Annotated in this window: 18 protein-coding genes and 1 riboswitch; of the genes, 7 read left to right on the plus strand and 11 right to left on the minus strand. The window is 67.2% G+C overall.

Features of this window, described 5'->3' with window-relative positions; genetic code table 11:
- Positions 1-7 precede the first annotated feature (7 nt).
- The 7 genes from mlaD to OKW37_RS21665 form a co-directional block, all read right to left on the minus strand.
- Positions 8-538 carry an outer membrane lipid asymmetry maintenance protein MlaD gene (gene mlaD, locus OKW37_RS21635; protein ID WP_187612918.1) on the minus strand — a complete coding sequence of 177 codons (531 nt, stop codon included), beginning with the start codon at positions 536-538 and terminating at the stop codon, positions 8-10.
- A 90-nt stretch (positions 539-628) separates the two neighbouring features.
- Positions 629-1396: a lipid asymmetry maintenance ABC transporter permease subunit MlaE gene (mlaE, locus tag OKW37_RS21640; protein ID WP_018420057.1), complete on the minus strand. Its 768-nt coding sequence runs from the start codon at positions 1394-1396 to the stop codon at positions 629-631.
- Positions 1393-2217, minus strand: coding sequence for an ABC transporter ATP-binding protein (locus OKW37_RS21645; protein ID WP_018420056.1), 825 nt, complete (start codon positions 2215-2217; stop codon positions 1393-1395). The genes mlaE and OKW37_RS21645 overlap by 4 nt, the downstream gene beginning before the upstream one ends.
- Positions 2218-2308: 91 nt before the next feature.
- A complete protein-coding gene (thiE, locus tag OKW37_RS21650; RefSeq protein WP_429408143.1) occupies positions 2309-3412 on the minus strand; it encodes a thiamine phosphate synthase in 1104 nt (367 codons plus the stop codon).
- Entirely contained in the window at positions 3409-4224 is an 816-nt protein-coding gene (locus tag OKW37_RS21655) for a thiazole synthase (protein ID WP_184052290.1), read from the minus strand. The genes thiE and OKW37_RS21655 overlap by 4 nt, the downstream gene beginning before the upstream one ends.
- 107 nt (positions 4225-4331) lie before the next feature.
- On the minus strand, positions 4332-4529 hold the full coding sequence (gene thiS, locus OKW37_RS21660) for a sulfur carrier protein ThiS (RefSeq protein ID WP_026225709.1): 198 nt from the start codon (positions 4527-4529) through the stop codon (positions 4332-4334).
- Positions 4530-4588: 59 nt separating this feature from the next.
- The gene (locus OKW37_RS21665; protein ID WP_429408141.1) at positions 4589-5725 is read right to left on the minus strand and encodes an FAD-dependent oxidoreductase; all 1137 of its coding nucleotides are present in this window, start codon (positions 5723-5725) and stop codon (positions 4589-4591) included.
- A gap of 221 nt (positions 5726-5946) precedes the next feature.
- A riboswitch (TPP riboswitch) is annotated at positions 5947-6070 on the minus strand.
- A gap of 431 nt (positions 6071-6501) precedes the next feature.
- On the opposite strand from OKW37_RS21665, the gene OKW37_RS21670 reads away from it, so the two are divergent.
- The 5 genes from OKW37_RS21670 (at position 6502) to OKW37_RS21690 (ending at position 11310) form a co-directional block, all read left to right on the plus strand.
- On the plus strand, positions 6502-8253 hold the full coding sequence (locus OKW37_RS21670; protein ID WP_184065552.1) for an ABC transporter ATP-binding protein/permease: 1752 nt from the start codon (positions 6502-6504) through the stop codon (positions 8251-8253).
- Complete coding sequence (locus OKW37_RS21675) at positions 8250-9053, plus strand: SDR family NAD(P)-dependent oxidoreductase (RefSeq protein WP_090802109.1); 804 nt, start codon at positions 8250-8252, stop codon at positions 9051-9053. The genes OKW37_RS21670 and OKW37_RS21675 overlap by 4 nt, the downstream gene beginning before the upstream one ends.
- 205 nt (positions 9054-9258) lie before the next feature.
- Positions 9259-9732: a hypothetical protein gene (locus OKW37_RS21680; protein WP_429408139.1), complete on the plus strand. Its 474-nt coding sequence runs from the start codon at positions 9259-9261 to the stop codon at positions 9730-9732.
- A gap of 64 nt (positions 9733-9796) precedes the next feature.
- The gene (locus OKW37_RS21685) at positions 9797-10465 is read left to right on the plus strand and encodes a hypothetical protein (protein WP_429408137.1); all 669 of its coding nucleotides are present in this window, start codon (positions 9797-9799) and stop codon (positions 10463-10465) included.
- 101 nt (positions 10466-10566) lie between these two features.
- Positions 10567-11310, plus strand: a complete 744-nt coding sequence (locus OKW37_RS21690) for a response regulator (RefSeq protein WP_184065545.1) — start codon at positions 10567-10569, stop codon at positions 11308-11310.
- Between the two features lie 94 nt (positions 11311-11404).
- Here the strand turns inward: OKW37_RS21690 and OKW37_RS21695 are convergent, their stop codons facing one another.
- The 4 genes from OKW37_RS21695 to OKW37_RS21710 form a co-directional block, all read right to left on the minus strand.
- Positions 11405-12076 carry a flagellar basal body L-ring protein FlgH gene (locus OKW37_RS21695; protein WP_184035706.1) on the minus strand — a complete coding sequence of 224 codons (672 nt, stop codon included), beginning with the start codon at positions 12074-12076 and terminating at the stop codon, positions 11405-11407.
- A gap of 121 nt (positions 12077-12197) precedes the next feature.
- A complete protein-coding gene (locus OKW37_RS21700; protein ID WP_429408134.1) occupies positions 12198-12911 on the minus strand; it encodes a hypothetical protein in 714 nt (237 codons plus the stop codon).
- 3 nt (positions 12912-12914) lie between these two features.
- Positions 12915-13112, minus strand: a complete 198-nt coding sequence (locus OKW37_RS21705; protein WP_184070632.1) for a DUF6726 family protein — start codon at positions 13110-13112, stop codon at positions 12915-12917.
- A 15-nt stretch (positions 13113-13127) separates the two neighbouring features.
- Positions 13128-13319 (minus strand): hypothetical protein, encoded by a 192-nt coding sequence (locus OKW37_RS21710; RefSeq protein ID WP_429408132.1) that lies wholly within the window; start codon positions 13317-13319, stop codon positions 13128-13130.
- Positions 13320-13711: 392 nt separating this feature from the next.
- Between OKW37_RS21710 and OKW37_RS21715 the strand changes: the two genes are divergently transcribed.
- Positions 13712-14452, plus strand: coding sequence for a response regulator (locus OKW37_RS21715; protein ID WP_018420192.1), 741 nt, complete (start codon positions 13712-13714; stop codon positions 14450-14452).
- Positions 14449-15756 carry an ATP-binding protein gene (locus OKW37_RS21720; protein WP_429509913.1) on the plus strand — a complete coding sequence of 436 codons (1308 nt, stop codon included), beginning with the start codon at positions 14449-14451 and terminating at the stop codon, positions 15754-15756. Before OKW37_RS21715 ends, OKW37_RS21720 begins: the two co-directional genes overlap by 4 nt.
- Positions 15757-15817: the final 61 nt, after the last annotated feature.

The following is a 15817-nucleotide window of genomic DNA, read 5'->3' on the forward strand; positions in this document are numbered from 1 at the left end:
GTTGGCCTTACTGGCCGGCAGCGCCGGAGGCCGGCGCGCCCGGCGCCGGTGCAGGGGCGGATGCGGCGGGCTTCGCCGCGCCGGAATCCGCGGCCTTGCTATACAGGAACTGGCCGATCAGGTTTTCCAGCACGATCGCCGATTGCGTCATCGAGATCGTATCGCCGGCCTTCAGCATTTCCGAGTCGCCCCCCGGCTCGAGCCCGATGTACTGCTCGCCGAGCAGACCCGAGGTCAGGATCTTCGCCGAAGTGTCCCTCGGAAACTGATATTGCTTGTCGATATCGATCGTGACGAGCGCCTGGTAGGTGTTGCTGTCGAAGCCGATCGACGCGACCCGGCCGACCGTCACGCCGGCGCTCTTCACCGGCGCGCGTGGCTTCAGCCCGCCGATGTTGTCGAACTTCAGCTTGACCGGGTAGGTTGCCTGGAACGACAACGAGCTCATATTGCCGGCCTTCAGCGCAAGAAACAGCAACGCCACGAAACCCAGCACCACGAACAGGCCGACCCAGAAGTCGAGAACATTCTTTTTCATCGTCATCCCAAAGTGAATCCGCCGCGCCGCCGCCACCTCCCGCCGTGCGCGGCGCACATGCACCGCCGGCAGCCGGCATGCTGTGCGGTCTTAGCTGAACATTAGCGCGGTCAGCAGGAAATCGAGCCCGAGCACCGCGAGCGACGCGTACACGACCGTGCGGGTCGTCGCGCGCGACACGCCTTCCGGCGTCGGCTTCGCCTCGTAGCCCTGAAACAGCGCGACGAAGGTCACCGCGAGGCCGAACACCACACTCTTGACGACCCCGGCGCCGACATCGCGCCACACGTCGACGCCGCTTTGCATCTGCGACCAGAACGCGCCGGCATCGACGCCGATCAGCAGCACGCCCACCACGTAACCGCCCAGAACGCCGACCGCGCTGAAGATCGCGGCGAGGATCGGCATCGACACGATGCCGGCCCACAGGCGCGGCGCGATCACGACCTTGACCGGATCGACGGCCATCATTTCCATCGCGGTGAGCTGCTCGCCCGCCTTCATCAGGCCGATTTCGGCGGTCAGCGACGTGCCCGCGCGCCCGGCGAACAGCAGCGCGGTCACGACCGGCCCGAGCTCGCGCACGAGCGACAGCGCGACCAGCAACCCGAGCGCCTGCTCGGAGCCGTAACGGTTCAGCGTGTAATAGCCTTGCAGCCCGAGCACGAAGCCGACGAACAGCCCCGACACCGCGATGATCACGAGCGAATAATTACCGACGAAGTGGATCTGCTTCGTGACAAGACGCGGGCGGCGCAGCAGCGGGAAAAATTCGAGCACGAGCCGCAGGAAGAAGCGCGTCGCGTAGCCGGCGGTGCCGAGCCCGGTGATGACCGAGCGACCGATCGTACTGATCATGACTGGCCTCCGCCGATGCCGAAGTCCGCCGCGAGCGGCGTCTGCGCCGGATAGTGGAATCTGAACGGGCCGTCCGGCGCGCCGTCGATGAACTGCCGCACGGTCGGATCGGTCGACGCGCGCAGTTCGTCGGGCGTGCCCTCGGCAAGCACACCGCCGTTGGACAGGAAGTACACGTAGTCGGCGATCGCGAATGATTCCGGCACGTCGTGCGTGACGAGAATCGACGTGGCGCCGAGCGCCCGGTTCAGCGTGCGGATCAGGTTCGCGGTGATGCCGAGCGAGATTGGGTCGAGACCGGCGAACGGCTCGTCGTACATCATCAGTTCGGGGTCGAGCGCGATTGCGCGCGCGAGCGCCACGCGCCGCGCCATGCCGCCGGAAATCTCGGACGGCAGCAGGTCGCGCGCGCCGCGCAGACCGACCGCGTTGAGCTTCATCAGCACGAGGTCGCGCAGCAGTTCTTCGGGGAGATCGGTATGCTCGCGAAGCGAGAAGGCGACGTTTTCGAACACCGACATGTCGGTGAACAGCGCGCCGAACTGGAACAGCATGCCCATCTTGCGGCGCAGCGCGTAAAGGCCTTCGCGCGTCTGCTCGCCGATGTCCTCGCCATGGAACAGCACCTGGCCGCGCTGGGCGCGCACGAGGCCGCCGATCAGCCGCAGCACCGTGGTCTTGCCGCAACCCGAGCCGCCCATGACCGCGACGACCTGACCGCGACGAAAGCGCAGATTCAGATTCGACAGGACGAGCCGGTCGCCGTAACCGAAGTCGACGTCGCGCAGCTCGAGTAAGGTCTCGGGATAGGAAGGCACCAAACTGACAATCCTTTTACAGGGAAGGCCGAATTATAGGGCCATCGTGCAAAAGCTGCCGTGAGGTGCCCCGTTCCTTGACTATGCCTGACGATTATTGCGTAAACGTGTGCTGCAGTGCAGAAACGGCGGCGGCAGGGTCGGCCGCTTCCGTCACCGCGCGCACCACGGCCGCGCAGCCGACGCCGGTCGCGAGCACGTCCGGCAGCACCTGCAGATCGATCCCGCCGATCGCGACGAGCGGCACCACGCCGTCGAGCAGCCGCACATAGCGTGCGAGGCGGCGCAAGCCCTGCGGCGCGGTCGGCATGACCTTGGTCGTGGTCGGGAACACGGCGCCCAATGCAATGTAGCTCGGTCGGAAATGCAGCGCCTTCAGCATCTCGTAGAAGCCATGAGTGGACAGGCCCAGGCGGATGCCCGCGTCAGCCAGCGCGGACAGATCCGCGGTATGCACGTCTTCCTGGCCGAGGTGCACGCCGTACGCGCCCGCCTCGAGCGCCGCCTGCCAGTGATCGTTGATGAACACCTGCGCGTCGTGCGCGCGGCCGGCCGCCACGCAGCGCGCGATTTCGCGCTTCAGCTCGTCGGCGGGTTCGGCCGACTTGCGGCGCAACTGCACCGTCTTCACGCCGAAGCCGACCACCCGTTCGACCCAGTCCGCGGTCGGCAACACCGGATACAGGCCGAGCCTTGCCGGGCAGCGCGGGAACGCCTTGGCGGGTGCCGCCGGCAGGTCGGTAAGGCGCGGAAAGCGAGCGAGGTCGGCCGGGAAAGCATCGTCGGCGCGGGTCTCGTCGCCATCGCGCCACGCGAGCGCGAGCACCAGCGCGTCGTGCGGATCGAAACCGCAGTCGAGGAACGCGGCAAGCGCGGGAATCCAGTCTTCCGCCAGATGGCCTTCGAGGCCGTACTTCTCGCCGCCCAGATGCAGCGTCGCGCGGTTTTCCGCGGCGACGATCACGCCCGCACCCCGCGTCAGCCAGCGCGCGATCTGCTCGCCGTGCTGCTGTGCGTCGGCGATCACGATCAGGTCGCCACCGTTCGGTTCGTCGGGTGCGATCAGGCAGATGCGCCACGGCGCGTGCGTCGGCGGCCAGTCGCCGAGACGTGCGCGGATGCGCTCGGCGGCTTCGATGAGTTCGTCGGCCGTCGGCCAGAACAGATCGCGGTCCTTCAGCGTCAACGACTGAGTCATGCGGCACCTCCATCCTGATGCCAGAACGGCATGCCGATCACCGGCGTGCTCGCGTGCGCGCTCTCGCGCTCGGCCATCGGGCCCGCGAGATACGCTTGCCGACCCGCCTCGACGCCCAGCGCGAACGCGCGCGCCATCGCGTCGGGGTGCGTCGCCTGCGACACGGCCGTGTTCAGCAGCACGCCGTCGAAGCCCCACTCCATCACCTGGGCCGCATGCGACGGCACGCCGAGCCCGGCGTCGACGATCAGCGGCACGTCCGGCAGCCGCTCGCGCAACACGCGCAGCCCGTATGGATTGATCACGCCCTTGCCGGTGCCGATCGGCGCGCCCCACGGCATCAGCGCCTCGCAGCCGGCGTCGAGCAGACGGCGGCCGATCACCAGATCTTCGGTGCAGTACGGCAGCACCTTGAAGCCATCCTTGACGAGCCGCGCGGCGGCTTCGATCAGGCCGACCGGGTCGGGCTGCAGTGTGTAGTCGTCGCCGATCAGTTCGAGCTTGATCCACTCGGTCTCGAAGATTTCGCGCGCCATGTGCGCGGTCGTCACCGCTTCACCGACGCTCAGGCAACCCGCCGTGTTCGGCAAGAGCGGCACGCCATGGCGCTTGAGCAGATCGAAGAAGCCGGCTTCGGCGTGGCCCTCGTTCATCTGACGGCGCAGCGCGACCGTCACCATGCCGGGGCGCGCGGCGTCGATCGAATCGGACAGCGATTGCAGCGACGGATAGCGCGATGTGCCGAGCAGCACGCGGCTTGCAAAAGTTTGACCGTATAGCGTCAGCGCGTCGGCGGTCTCGTGAGAAGTCATTTGCATCATCCTGGTTTGCCCTCGCGGCTAGAACCGACCGCGTTGCGGCAATGGGTTTTCGGCGACGGTTGTTGCGTTCGGTAAGCGACAGGCTGGCGCGGTCGCGCTCAGCCGCCCGCGACCGGCTGCACGACGTCGAGCCGGTCGCCCGTTTGCAACGCGCGCGCCGCATGCTGCGCACGCGCGACGAAATCGCCGTTGAGCGCGACCGCGAACGGCGGACGCGCGCCAAAGGCGGCGAGCGCATCGGCGACAGTCGCGCCCTCGGGCAGCGACAACGGCTTCTGATTGATGTGAATGTCCATGGTGTTCGAATACGGTTCAATCGATGGCGCAAGCGGCATCGCGCGCGGCACGTTGGCCGCTACGCTCGGGCCGGCTCGCGCGCGAAATGCTGCTGGAACAGCTCGCTCCAGCGTGAGTCGCGCCGCCATCCGGCGAATGCGTCGGCATCACCGACGCGGCCGTCGAGCAGCGCGCTCGCGAAGCGCACGGCTTCGTCGGCGACTTCGGGCGCGATCATGTAGCCGTGCCGGTACAGGCCGTTCACGCGCAGCGTGCGCGCGCCGTCCCACAGCAGCGCGGGACGATGATCGGGCAAGGTCGGCCGGCACTGCGAATTCAGCTCGAGAATGCGCGCCTCGCCGAAGCCCGGGTGCACCGAAAACGCCGCGCTCAGCAACTCGAGCGCCGAACGCACGCTGACGGGCGACATGTCCTCGCCCTCCACCTCGGTCGCGCCGATCACGTAGAGGCCGTTCTGCTTCGGCGCGATATACAGCGGGTAACGCGGATGCAGTAGCCGCACCGGGCGCGTCAGCTGCAGGTGAGGCGCATGCACGCGCGCAACTTCGCCGCGGATGCCGCGCAGCGTCGGCAGCACCGGCTTCGCGCCGAGCCCGCGGCAATCGATGGTGATGCCGGCCTCGGGCAGCGCCGCGTCGTCGATCGGCGTGTTCCAGTGCGTGTCGACGCCGCGCTCGGCAAGCCCGGCCGCGAGCGCGGACAGCACCTGGCGGTTGTCGAGCTGGCCTTCTCGCGGCAGCAGCCAGCCTTGGCTGAAGCGGCCGGCCAACGCGGGTTCGGCGGCGCCGAGCTGCGCGCCCGCCAACGCGACGAAGCCGCCGTCGAGCAACTCGGCCGGCGCGTTCGCACGCACGCGCCGCTCGAATAGCGGCGCCTCGGTGCGATCCGCGTGATGCCAGACGACGAGCGTGCCGTTGCGCTGGAAAAACACCGGCTCCGGCAGTTCGGCAAGCACGCGCGGCCAGCTTTCGAGCGAACTCGCGCCAAGCCGCGTGATCAGCGGCTCGGCGCTCGCGGCCTCTGCCAGCGGCGCGAGCATCGCGGCGGCGACCCACGCGGCAGCCTGCGAACCGGTGGCATCGCCGCGCTCGTAGAGCGCCACGCGATGCCCGTCGCCAGCGAGGCGCCACGCGACCAGGCGGCCGCACAGGCCGCCGCCGAGCACGGCGAAATCGGGTCGGGCGGGACGGTTCATCGCGCGCGCTCCGTTCGACTGCGGTGGGCAAAACCAAAACGGCACGGCTCGCCCGAGGCGGCGTGACGAAGGGAAAAATGCATGTCTGAAGAATAGGCGGTCATCGAGTCCTTTCCGTACGGCCAAAAACGCACGTACCCAGGACGAAACCGGCGGGTGAAGCCGGCCGGTCACGACGTGCACATGTGAGCTGCGCTCGCCGCCCGGCGGGGAATGGAAGACGGTTGCTTCCGGAAACTTCCCGCGCCGGTATTACCCGGATCGGGTGCAAAGGGTCTCTCTCAGCCTCGCCGCCCCGGCATGAAAGTCATGCCGCCTGTGGGCGAAGCACCCCTGTTTCGTCGCAGGTCATTAGACCATAAAAGGCGCGGCGCCCGCAAACCAGCGCTCCATGGTGGCCACCCCAATTTTGATCTGGCACCGTCTATCGAGATGCCGGTGCGAAGCGGCCCGGCGCTCTGGCACAATGCCGTGACCGGTGCCGCAAAAACGCGGCGCGCGCGACGCTCGTGGCCGCATGCGTGGCGGCGGCACCGCAGCGGATGCCGGCCCCGAAAATTAATTTTCGCTTAAGGGCGTCACGCCAGAATCGGGCGCCCGTCCGGACTCGCGTTCATCGAGCGTGATGGCGCGATGCCCGGCCAGGTATCGCAGACCCGCGGCAGCCACGCCCTCGCAAAGGCGCCTGCTGTTCGCGGGATCGCCCGACATGGGTCAACCAGATCGGACCCGTACGCCGGAATGGCACTTCGGGTCAGCACTTCATCAGGATGCTCATGACACCACATACTTCCGCCAGCCCCGCGCTGCCGCCCGACGAAAAGGTCTCCGCGTGGACCCTGATCAAGCCCTACTGGGTTTCCGAGGAACGAGGCATCGCGTGGGGGCTGCTCGTCACGATCATCGTGATGAACCTGCTCGTCGTCTGGATCAACGTGCGCCTGAATAGCTGGAGCAGGGACTTCTACAACGCGCTGCAGGCGAAGAACGTCCACGACTTCCCGCACCTGCTGATGATCTTTACCGGACTCGCGTTCGGTTTCATCATCCTCGCCGTGTATGGACGCTATCTGCGCCAGATGCTCGGCTTCCGCTGGCGCCAGTGGCTGACCACCCGCTACCTGAACGAGTGGCTCGACGACAGCGCGTTCTACCGCATCGAGCGCGACCGTCTCGCCGACAACCCCGACCAGCGGATCAGCGACGACCTGCAGTCGTTCGCGACCACCACGCTGTCGCTAACGCTCGATCTGCTGTCGACCGTCGTCACGCTCGTGTCGTTCATCACGATCCTGTGGTCGCTCGCGGGCGCGTTGAGCATCTCGCTCGGCGGCATGCCGCTGCAGATCCCCGGCTACATGGTGTGGGCCGCGGCGCTGTATGCGGTGGGCGGCTCGCTCGTCACGCAGAAGGTCGGCCATCCGCTCGTGTCGATCAACTATCAGGCGCAGAAAGTCGAGGCCGATTTCCGTTTCGGCTTGATCCGGCTGCGTGAGAACGCCGAGCAGATCGCGTTCTACAACGGCATGGAAACCGAGAAGACGAACGCGCGCACGCTGTTCGGCCGCATCCGCGACAACTGGTGGCAGGTGATGAAGTACACGAAGCGCCTGACCTTCGTGCTGAGCTTCTACGGCCAGATCGCGATCATTTTCCCGATCGTCGTCGCCTCGCCGCGCTACTTCGCGGGCGCGTTCACGTTCGGCGTGCTGATGCAGATTTCGAGCGCGTTCGGCACGGTCAGCGATTCGTTCTCGTGGTTCATCAACAGTTATACGAGCCTCGTCGAATGGCGCGCGACCGTGAACCGGTTGCGCGAATTCAAGCGCGTCGTGCATTCGCCGCGTCTGAAGGAATCGGTGTCGCCGGCCACGGAACATGGCGGCATCAATCTGCATTTCGTCGACAGCAACACGCTTACCACCGACAGCCTCCAGCTCGCCCTGCCCAATGGCAACCCACTGTCGCGCATCCGCGATATCGCGATCCGGCCGGGCTCGCGCTGGCTCGTGCGCGGTCCGTCGGGCGCCGGCAAGAGCACGCTGATGCGCGCGCTCGCGGGCCTGTGGCCGTTCGGCGACGGCTCGATCGACGCACCGGTCAACGCGCGCATGATGTTCATCCCGCAGATCAGCTACATGCCGATCGGCACGCTGAAGGCGGCGCTCGCGTATCCGTCGGCGGCGGACACCTATGGCGACGACGAATGCCGCGACGCGCTCATCACCTGCCATCTGTCGGAATACGCGGACCGTCTGCAGGAAACGGCGCACTGGACTCGCGTGCTGTCGCCGGGTGAGCAGCAGCGCTTCGCCGCCGCGCGCGTGCTGCTGCACAAGCCGGACTACCTGTTCCTCGACGAAGCGACCAGCGCGCTCGACGCGGAAAACGAGGCGCGGCTCTATCGGCTGTTCACCGAGCGGTTGCCGAAGGCTGCGATCGTCAGCGTCGCGCATCGCGAATCGCTCGCAGCGTTCCATGACGAAACGCTCGACGTCGAGCGTTCTGTCGAAGCGGTAGCGGCGTGAGCGACGCGAGCGGCGCTCACGTCAGCGAAGCGCACGGCACCGCCGCACGCGTCGTGCTGATCACCGGCGCCGGTTCCGGCATCGGCGCGGCGCTCGCACGGCGCCTCGCGGCGCCGCATACGTCGTTGATGCTGCACGCGCGCGGCGCAGACGACGCCTCCCGTCGACGGCTCGTGCAGGTTGCCGCCGACTGCACGGCAAGCGGCGCACGCTGCGCGACCGTGTTCGGCGACCTCGCCGAGCGCGGCGCGGCGGAGCACGTGATCCATCAGACGCTCGCGAGCTTCGGCGCACTCGATCAACTGGTCGCGAACGCCGGCCATGCGCAGCGCCAAACGCTGGCCGCGCTCGATCCCGACACCTTCGGCGCCGCCTTCGCCGCGATGCCAGCCGCCTTCGCCGCGCTCGTGCGGCGCGCGATGCCCGCGCTCGAAACATCGAAGCGCGGTCGCGTGGTCGCCTTGAGTTCGTTCGTCGCGCATCGCTATCGCGCGGATGCGCCATTCGCCGCGACGGCGGCCGCGAAAGCGGCACTCGAAGCGCTTGCGAAAACGGCGGCCGCGGAGCTCGCGCCGCTCGGCGTGACCGTCAATTGCGTGGCGCCGGGCTACACGCGCAAGGATCGCGGCCCAAGCGCCGACAACGCGGCCGTGTGGGCGCACGCCGCCGAAGCCACGCCGCTCGGTCATGTTGCCGAACCGGACGACGTCGCCGCGCTGATCGCATTCCTGCTGTCCGACGCGGCACGCCACATCACCGGCCAGGTGATTCACATCGATGGCGGCTTGACGCTCGGTTAAGCCTCGCCTGCGCGCCGGCACCTCCGGGCGCAACATCCGGAAAGACACGAGAAGAGTTCGAAAGCATTTGCGGAGCGCGCAAGCTGTTCCGCGCTTTGAAAATGCCGGCGAGCAGCGACGATAGTCGTACGGGCCGCGCCATGCGCCGGCCGTCGTTGATGTCAGTCACGTCTTTCATCGCAACCGCTCTTCGGACTCCTCGCCCATGTCATTCGCTCGCCGTGTTTCACCTTTGCTCCCGTCTTTGCTCCCGCGCATCGCGCTCGCCTGCGGCGCGGCGCTGCTGCTCACGAACGCCGTCGATGCCGCGCAAACGACCGAGCCGAACCAACCCGCCGATATCTGCGCGGCGCTCACGCACATCGTCGATGCGAGCGATTTCCGGCGACTGCCAAACGAGACCGCCGCGCAACTGCCGGGCGTCTCCAATACGGACGATTGCCGCGCCAGCCCGCACGCGTACGACTGCCACTGGCGCGCGCACTGGCAAGCCGACGGCGTCATCAACGATCCGCTCGAAGAACTCGGCGCCGACATCGCCGCCTGCTTTCCGCGCGTCGTGCATGACGTCAACACACCGGTGCGCCAGCATTTCGTCGTGACCACCGACGCCCGTCGCGTGAACGTCACCGCGAGCGTGCAAGGTCAGAACGAACTGCGACTGCGCGTGACGCGCTGAGCGCGCGGCCGTCGCTGCTTTTGATGCTCCATCGCATTTCGTGACCGGGATCGGGCGCTGCCTCATGACCTCGTCGCCGACCGTGCGCGCGCCAGCGGCAACCAGGCATTCGCGCCTGTGTCCGGTCGCCTCGCTGATATGCCGGCGTCGTTGCGCCCTCGCCGCCTTCGCCGCGACGCTGACGCTCGCGCTCGACGGCTGCGCCTGGACGCTGATCCAGGCCGCCGACGCCACCGGCTCGGTCATCCAGGCCGGCTACGCGATCGCGTCGAACTACTCGTCGCCGACCTTCGTCAACGGGCGGCCCGCGGATTTGCAGCACCTCTGCATCGAAGTGAACCCGACGGTGTCGGTCGGCGATTTCGTGCCGGCGCTGCAGCTCGCGCTTGAGCGGCGCGGTATTCGTTCGGACGTCTACAATCCGGGCACCTCGCCGGCCGGCTGCGAAGCGCGGCTCGTCTACGACGCCGCGATCGACTATGGCCGCCGCTCGTTCAGCGACGAATCGATCCAGTACCTGTCGATCATCGATCTGACGCTGATCCAGGGTGGCCGCATTCTGGTCACCGCGCGATATCAGACCGGCGGCCTGAACACCGACCGTTTTTCGTCGGCCTCGGTCAAGCTCGGCGGACTGATCGAGCGGATGGTGGTCGATCGGACCGATTTCCCGCGTCAAGCGCAGCAACAGCAGACCCTGCAAACCTCGCAGGCCTTCCCGCCGCCCCACTGAGTGCTCGCGGCTTTGCTTTCGCTTGCAGCGCCTTACACGGGAAAGGATTGGAAAGCGGTATACGCTTTGCGCGGCCCGTGCGCATCACTAAGATGACCTGAATGAACCAGACCATCCTGATCGTCGATGACGATCCCGTCGTACGCGAGCTCGTCAGCGAATATCTGCACGGCCGCGGCTTCAAGGTCGCCATGCTGGAAAATGGCTTGGCGTTGCAGCGCAGATTGCAGCAGGAGCGTCCCGCGCTCGTCGTGCTCGACATCATGATGCCAGAGCTCGACGGCATCAGCGCGCTGCGCGCCTTGCGTGTCGCCGGCGACGACATTCCCGTGATCCTGCTGACCGCGCGCGCCGATCCGATCGATCGCGTGATCGGCCTCGAACTCGGCGCCGACGATTATCTCGGCAAGCCTTTCGAACCGAGCGAGCTCGTCGCGCGGATTCGCACCGTGCTGCGGCGTCGCGGCTCGATCGCGCCGGGCGCGCCCGAACAGCGCGCGCCCTATCATTTCGGCCGCTTCGAAGTGAACTTCCCCGCGCGCGAACTGCGCCGCGACGGCGAACGCATCACGCTGCGTTCGAGCGAATTCGCGATGCTGAAGGTGTTCGTCACGCACGCGATGACCGTGCTCACGCGTGCGCAGCTGCTCGAAAAACTGCACGGCAATAGCGAAGCGCATCGCAATCGCAGTCTCGACGTATCGATCTGGCGCTTGCGTCGATTGATCGAAGTCGACCCGTCGGAACCGCGCTACGTGCAGACGGTGTGGGGACACGGCTACGTGTTCGTGCCGGACGGCGAGATCGGCGCGGCCGAACGCGGGCTTGCGCCGCCGCTCGGTTAGCGGCGCCTGATGGTCGAAGCCGGTTGATGCGGCCCACGCGTCGCACGTAACGCGCAGCGCGGTGTCGCGCGCACCGCGCTGACCCGGCTGACGGTCAAAACGTCAGCACACTCAGAAACATCCTCTGCAGCCAGCCCATCGTCGTCGCATCGTTGACCATGCCGAGGCCCGCCTGCTCGATGCGCGCGTTCGCGACCTTGCTCGACGCGACGTAATTGCCTGCTTCGATGTCCTTGGGATTGACGATGCCCGAGAGTCGAAGACGGTCGCGGGTCCCGCTCATCGCGATCACCTTCTCGCCTGACACGACGAGATTGCCGCCCGACACCGTGCCGATCACGGTCACGGCTAGCGTGCCCGTCATGTCGCTGATGTCGCTCAGATTGCCCTGCCCTTTGTAGTCGGTGCTGGCAGAGCCGATGTTGAATAGTTTGGCGAGTCGCGCGGCGGCATTCGTCGATTGATCCGCGGCAGTCGCGGTGATGCTGCTCGTGCGGTTCGCCGACGCGCTGGCGCTGTTGTTGCCGCTATACGATTCCGACAGCCGGATCGTCAGCACGTCGCCGACGTGCTGCGCGCGCGGCGTCTCATACAGCAGCAACGGCGCGCCGGCCTGATAGATCGCGCCTTGCGTGTTGACGTTCAACGGCGCGGACGCGAGCGGCGGCGCCATCGGCGTTTCGACGATCGACCTGGTCTGCGCGCTCGAACAGGCCGCGAGACAGCTCGCGGCGCCGAGCACGAGGGTGAGACGTAGCGCGGTCATGCTGGCTCCGTGGCGGAAAGGATGAAAGGAGTCGAAGTGAGGCGGCCTATCCGGACACCGCCCGGTTTCGGCGCTGGGATCGCACCGGTAATCAGGGTTGCCTGGCAAACGTCAGCCCGCGTCAGCCCGCGTCGGCGCCGCTCGCCTGCCATTGCCGCACGACCGCTTTCATCCACGCATCCGAGCCCTTCAGCAGATACGTGAGCGTGCCGTTGCGGCTGCCGGGCAGAAAGCACAGCGTGATCGAACTCACCGCGTTCTCCCATACGTACATCGGCATCGCGCCCGGCGCCGCCGCGTTGCGCGTCGCGAGACGCGGCGGCCCGTAACGATCCTCGAGCGCGTCGCGCAGATCCTCCGCGGTCAGCTCGTCGACCACGAACGACATCTCGTAGAGACGCAGCGCGCCCTGCCCGTCAATGCGCGCGAAGCGCATCACGTGTTCGAGCGCCGGCGCACCATCGACCACGGCCTGCGACACCGCCCAGCGTTCATCATCGCGATGCGCCCAGCGGCATGCGACGCTCAGGCTATCGTGCGACTTCAGCCGCATGCCGAGCGCTCCGGCCTGCACGTCCGTCTCGCAGATCGGCACGCTGCCGACCGGCGTCGCGCGCACGGTCGAGCCCGCACGGAATTCGTCGATCGTGATGCCGAGCGCGACGCCGCGAAACGAAAACGGCGCGTCCGGCGAGCGCCGCCGCGTGTCGGTGACGACGCTATTCGATGCCGCGCTGGCCGCCTTCGCACTGCGCGCGACGAGCTGTGCATGCGCAGCGCACGACAGCACGCCGCCGAGCAGCATCAGTGCACCAACCATCCGGGTGAGCGTCATGATTCAATCGATCGCGGAAGCGCACATGTCGAAAGGCGTCGCCGCCGCATGGCCGACGACCGGCAGCACTTTCAGGGTCGCCGCCGTGACCCGGCACGGCAGCGCCGCGGCGCCGCAGCCGCCGAGCGGCAACAGCAGCGCGCCGGCAACGAGCCACGCCACGGCGCGCCGCCGCTGCTCAGTAGTTCTGGATAATGGCACGCGGACCTCGCCGATTCACGCAGTCGTGTTGAGCAGATGGCCGATGAGCCCCGTGCCCGGCGCAGGCAGTGCAGGCTTCCCGAGCCCGGCGCTCTGCTGCGATTTCGCCGCTGCGCCCGTGGAGTTTGAACTGGCGGATTTCTCCGTGGCCGGCTTATTCGCCAGCGAGGAGAAAGGCATGGAACTGAGCGTATTGTGGATCGTCATGATGGACCTCGCGAAGGTGCGCATTGCGCACCGGTGTCGGTTGAACGCCGCGCGCCGTCGTCCGAGGCAGCGGGCCTCGTTCGGCGTGCGGCGCGACTTGCTGCGGAACCAATCATCGCGCCGCGCGGGTGCCGACGATGGGCGAAGCAAAGCACGCTTTCGCGCGGTTGTTACGATCCGTTCCGTGGGCTTGCGAGGGCTTTCGAGTGCTTGCCAACTGTTGTCATCGCGTGCCTGTCGTCGCGCAGAGCCGGATCAGGCAGTGCTAAAGTAAGCGCTGCACCTTCGCTGATCCGCCCCGGCGCGAGCCCGCCAGCACCGAGCGGCACACAGTAAGCGTTGGTAAGGAAATGCCCGGTCGCGCGTCGGGCGGGCCAGTCTAGAATTTCGCCATGAATCCACAGGTCCTTATCGTCGACGACGATCCGGTCGTACGCGATCTGCTTTGCAAGTTTCTGCAGTCGAACGGCTTCGATGCGTCCGTGCTGCATGACGGCACCCATTTGCAGCGTCGTCTCGAGCGTGAGCGGCCGTCGGTCGTCGTGCTCGACATCATGATGCCGAACACCGACGGCCTGCGCGCGCTCACCGCGTTGCGCGCCGCCGGCGACGACATCCCAGTGATCTTCGTGACCGCGCGCGGCACGGTGGCCGACCGCATCGTCGGCCTGTCGCTCGGCGCGGACGACTATCTGACCAAGCCGTTCGATCCGCGCGAACTGCTCGTGCGGATCCAGACCGTGTTGCGCCGGCGCGGGCCGTCCACCACGAGCGCGCCCGAAGCACGCAAGCGCTATCGCTTCGGTCCATTCGAACTGGACTTCGCCACGCGCTCGCTGAGCCGCGACGACGCCAAGCTGCCGCTGCGCGACAGCGAATTCGCGCTGCTGAAGATCTTCGTCAACAATCCGTACAAGGTGCTGTCGCGCGTGCTGATTCACGATCTCGTGCATCGCGACAACCTCGCGTTCCGCGACCGTAGCCTCGACGTACCGATCTGGCGCCTGCGCCGCGTGATCGAGGACGACCCGTCGAACCCGTGCTACGTGCAAACGGTGCGCGGCAAGGGCTACGTGTTCGTGCCCGACGCCAACGGCACACCCTTCGAGGACGGGGCCGCCCCGAGCGCATGAGAAATCCGCTGAACACGCTGTTCGGCAGAATGGCGTTGCTGTCGGCGGCGGTGCTGTTCGCGATTCAGGCGAGCTGGTTCGTGCTGGTGACGATGCAGCCGCCGCGCCATGAAATCGACGGCTTCGCGCGCGGCATTCTGCTCGTGCTGCAGGCGATCAACGGCGAGCCGATCAAGGGCGCCGCGCTCGCGCCGGCGATGCGCGTGCATCTGGTGCCCACCTGGAACATGCCGACCAGCGTGCATCTGCGCGAGCCGCACGAGCATATGGTGGTCGAACTGAGCCGGCACCTGCGTGAGAACCTGCCGGCCGGCACGCAGATCGCCGTCGACGATCTGCGTCCGCCGCAACTGTGGGTGCTGGTCCCGGGCAAGTCGAACTGGGTCGTCGTGCCGGTCGACCTGCCGCCGCCGCCGCGCTTTCTGATCGAATCGGTGTCGATGCTGGTCGCCGGGCTGATCCTGTCGTTGTTCGCGGTGTGGCAGATGCAACGGCCGTTGTCGCGCGTGGCCGATGCGTCGCGCGCGTTCGGCTCGGGCGGCCGGCCCCAACCCGTGCCGGTGCAGGGCCCGCGCGAACTGCGTGAGCTGATCGGCTCATTCAACGACATGATGCGGCGCCTGAACGAAGCCGGCGACGACCAGGCGGTGATGCTCGCCGGCGTCGCGCACGATCTGAAGGCGCCGCTCACGCGCCTGAAGCTGCGCGCAAGCGTGCTGGTCGACGAAAACGAGCGCGCGGGCCTGATCCGCGACGTCGATTCCCTGACCAACATCGTCCAGCAGTTCCTCGAATTCGCGGGCCAATCGGCGGACGCCGGACCGCCCGTCGAAGTCGACGAGTTCTTGCGCGAGCAGTTTTCCTCGGGCGATTACGCCGAGGCCGCTGAAACCGCCGAAGCGGCGGACCCCGCCGAAACCCCGCTGTTCGCGCTCGATCTGCGCGCCGGCCCCTCGTTCACGCTGCCGCGCACGCTGCTCGACCGGCTCGTGACGAACCTCGTCGACAACGCGCTCGAACACGGCATGCCGCCCGTGGAAATCTCGACCGCGTGCAGCGACCGTCATTGGACGATCAGCGTGCGCGACCACGGCGCCGGCATTCCCGACGACCGCATTGCCGCGGCGATGAAGCCGTTCGTGCGGCTCGACGCCGCGCGCGGCGGCGAAGGCCATTGCGGGCTCGGTCTCGCGATCGTCGCGCGGCTCGCGCACGATCGCGGTGGACGCTGCCTCGTGCGCAATCACGCGCAGGGGGGGCTCGAAGTGCGGATCGAATTGCCGGTGGACCCGGCGCTGTCGTAAGGATGTTCGCAGGCAAACGCGGCGCGGACCGGACACTTACCTGCCCTTACCGCATCGACTG

Source organism: Paraburkholderia sp. MM5482-R2 (genome assembly GCF_050436125.1).
In the GTDB taxonomy this organism is placed as follows: Bacteria; Pseudomonadota; Gammaproteobacteria; order Burkholderiales; family Burkholderiaceae; genus Paraburkholderia; species Paraburkholderia tuberum.

What these genes read in the sequence shown, in the direction of transcription:
- mlaD (WP_187612918.1), bottom strand. Translation starts at nt 538, where the DNA reads ATGAAAAAGAATGTTCTCGACTTCTGGGTCGGCCTGTTCGTGGTGCTG.
- mlaE (WP_018420057.1), bottom strand. Translation starts at nt 1,396, where the DNA reads ATGATCAGTACGATCGGTCGCTCGGTCATCACCGGGCTCGGCACCGCC.
- thiE (WP_429408143.1), bottom strand. Translation starts at nt 3,412, where the DNA reads ATGACTCAGTCGTTGACGCTGAAGGACCGCGATCTGTTCTGGCCGACG.
- OKW37_RS21655 (WP_184052290.1), bottom strand. Translation starts at nt 4,224, where the DNA reads ATGACTTCTCACGAGACCGCCGACGCGCTGACGCTATACGGTCAAACT.
- thiS (WP_026225709.1), bottom strand. Translation starts at nt 4,529, where the DNA reads ATGGACATTCACATCAATCAGAAGCCGTTGTCGCTGCCCGAGGGCGCG.
- OKW37_RS21665 (WP_429408141.1), bottom strand. Translation starts at nt 5,725, where the DNA reads ATGAACCGTCCCGCCCGACCCGATTTCGCCGTGCTCGGCGGCGGCCTG.
- OKW37_RS21670 (WP_184065552.1), top strand. Translation starts at nt 6,502, where the DNA reads ATGACACCACATACTTCCGCCAGCCCCGCGCTGCCGCCCGACGAAAAG.
- OKW37_RS21680 (WP_429408139.1), top strand. Translation starts at nt 9,259, where the DNA reads ATGTCATTCGCTCGCCGTGTTTCACCTTTGCTCCCGTCTTTGCTCCCG.
- OKW37_RS21685 (WP_429408137.1), top strand. Translation starts at nt 9,797, where the DNA reads ATGACCTCGTCGCCGACCGTGCGCGCGCCAGCGGCAACCAGGCATTCG.
- OKW37_RS21690 (WP_184065545.1), top strand. Translation starts at nt 10,567, where the DNA reads ATGAACCAGACCATCCTGATCGTCGATGACGATCCCGTCGTACGCGAG.
- OKW37_RS21695 (WP_184035706.1), bottom strand. Translation starts at nt 12,076, where the DNA reads ATGACCGCGCTACGTCTCACCCTCGTGCTCGGCGCCGCGAGCTGTCTC.
- OKW37_RS21700 (WP_429408134.1), bottom strand. Translation starts at nt 12,911, where the DNA reads ATGACGCTCACCCGGATGGTTGGTGCACTGATGCTGCTCGGCGGCGTG.
- OKW37_RS21710 (WP_429408132.1), bottom strand. Translation starts at nt 13,319, where the DNA reads ATGACGATCCACAATACGCTCAGTTCCATGCCTTTCTCCTCGCTGGCG.
- OKW37_RS21715 (WP_018420192.1), top strand. Translation starts at nt 13,712, where the DNA reads ATGAATCCACAGGTCCTTATCGTCGACGACGATCCGGTCGTACGCGAT.
- OKW37_RS21720 (WP_429509913.1), top strand. Translation starts at nt 14,449, where the DNA reads ATGAGAAATCCGCTGAACACGCTGTTCGGCAGAATGGCGTTGCTGTCG.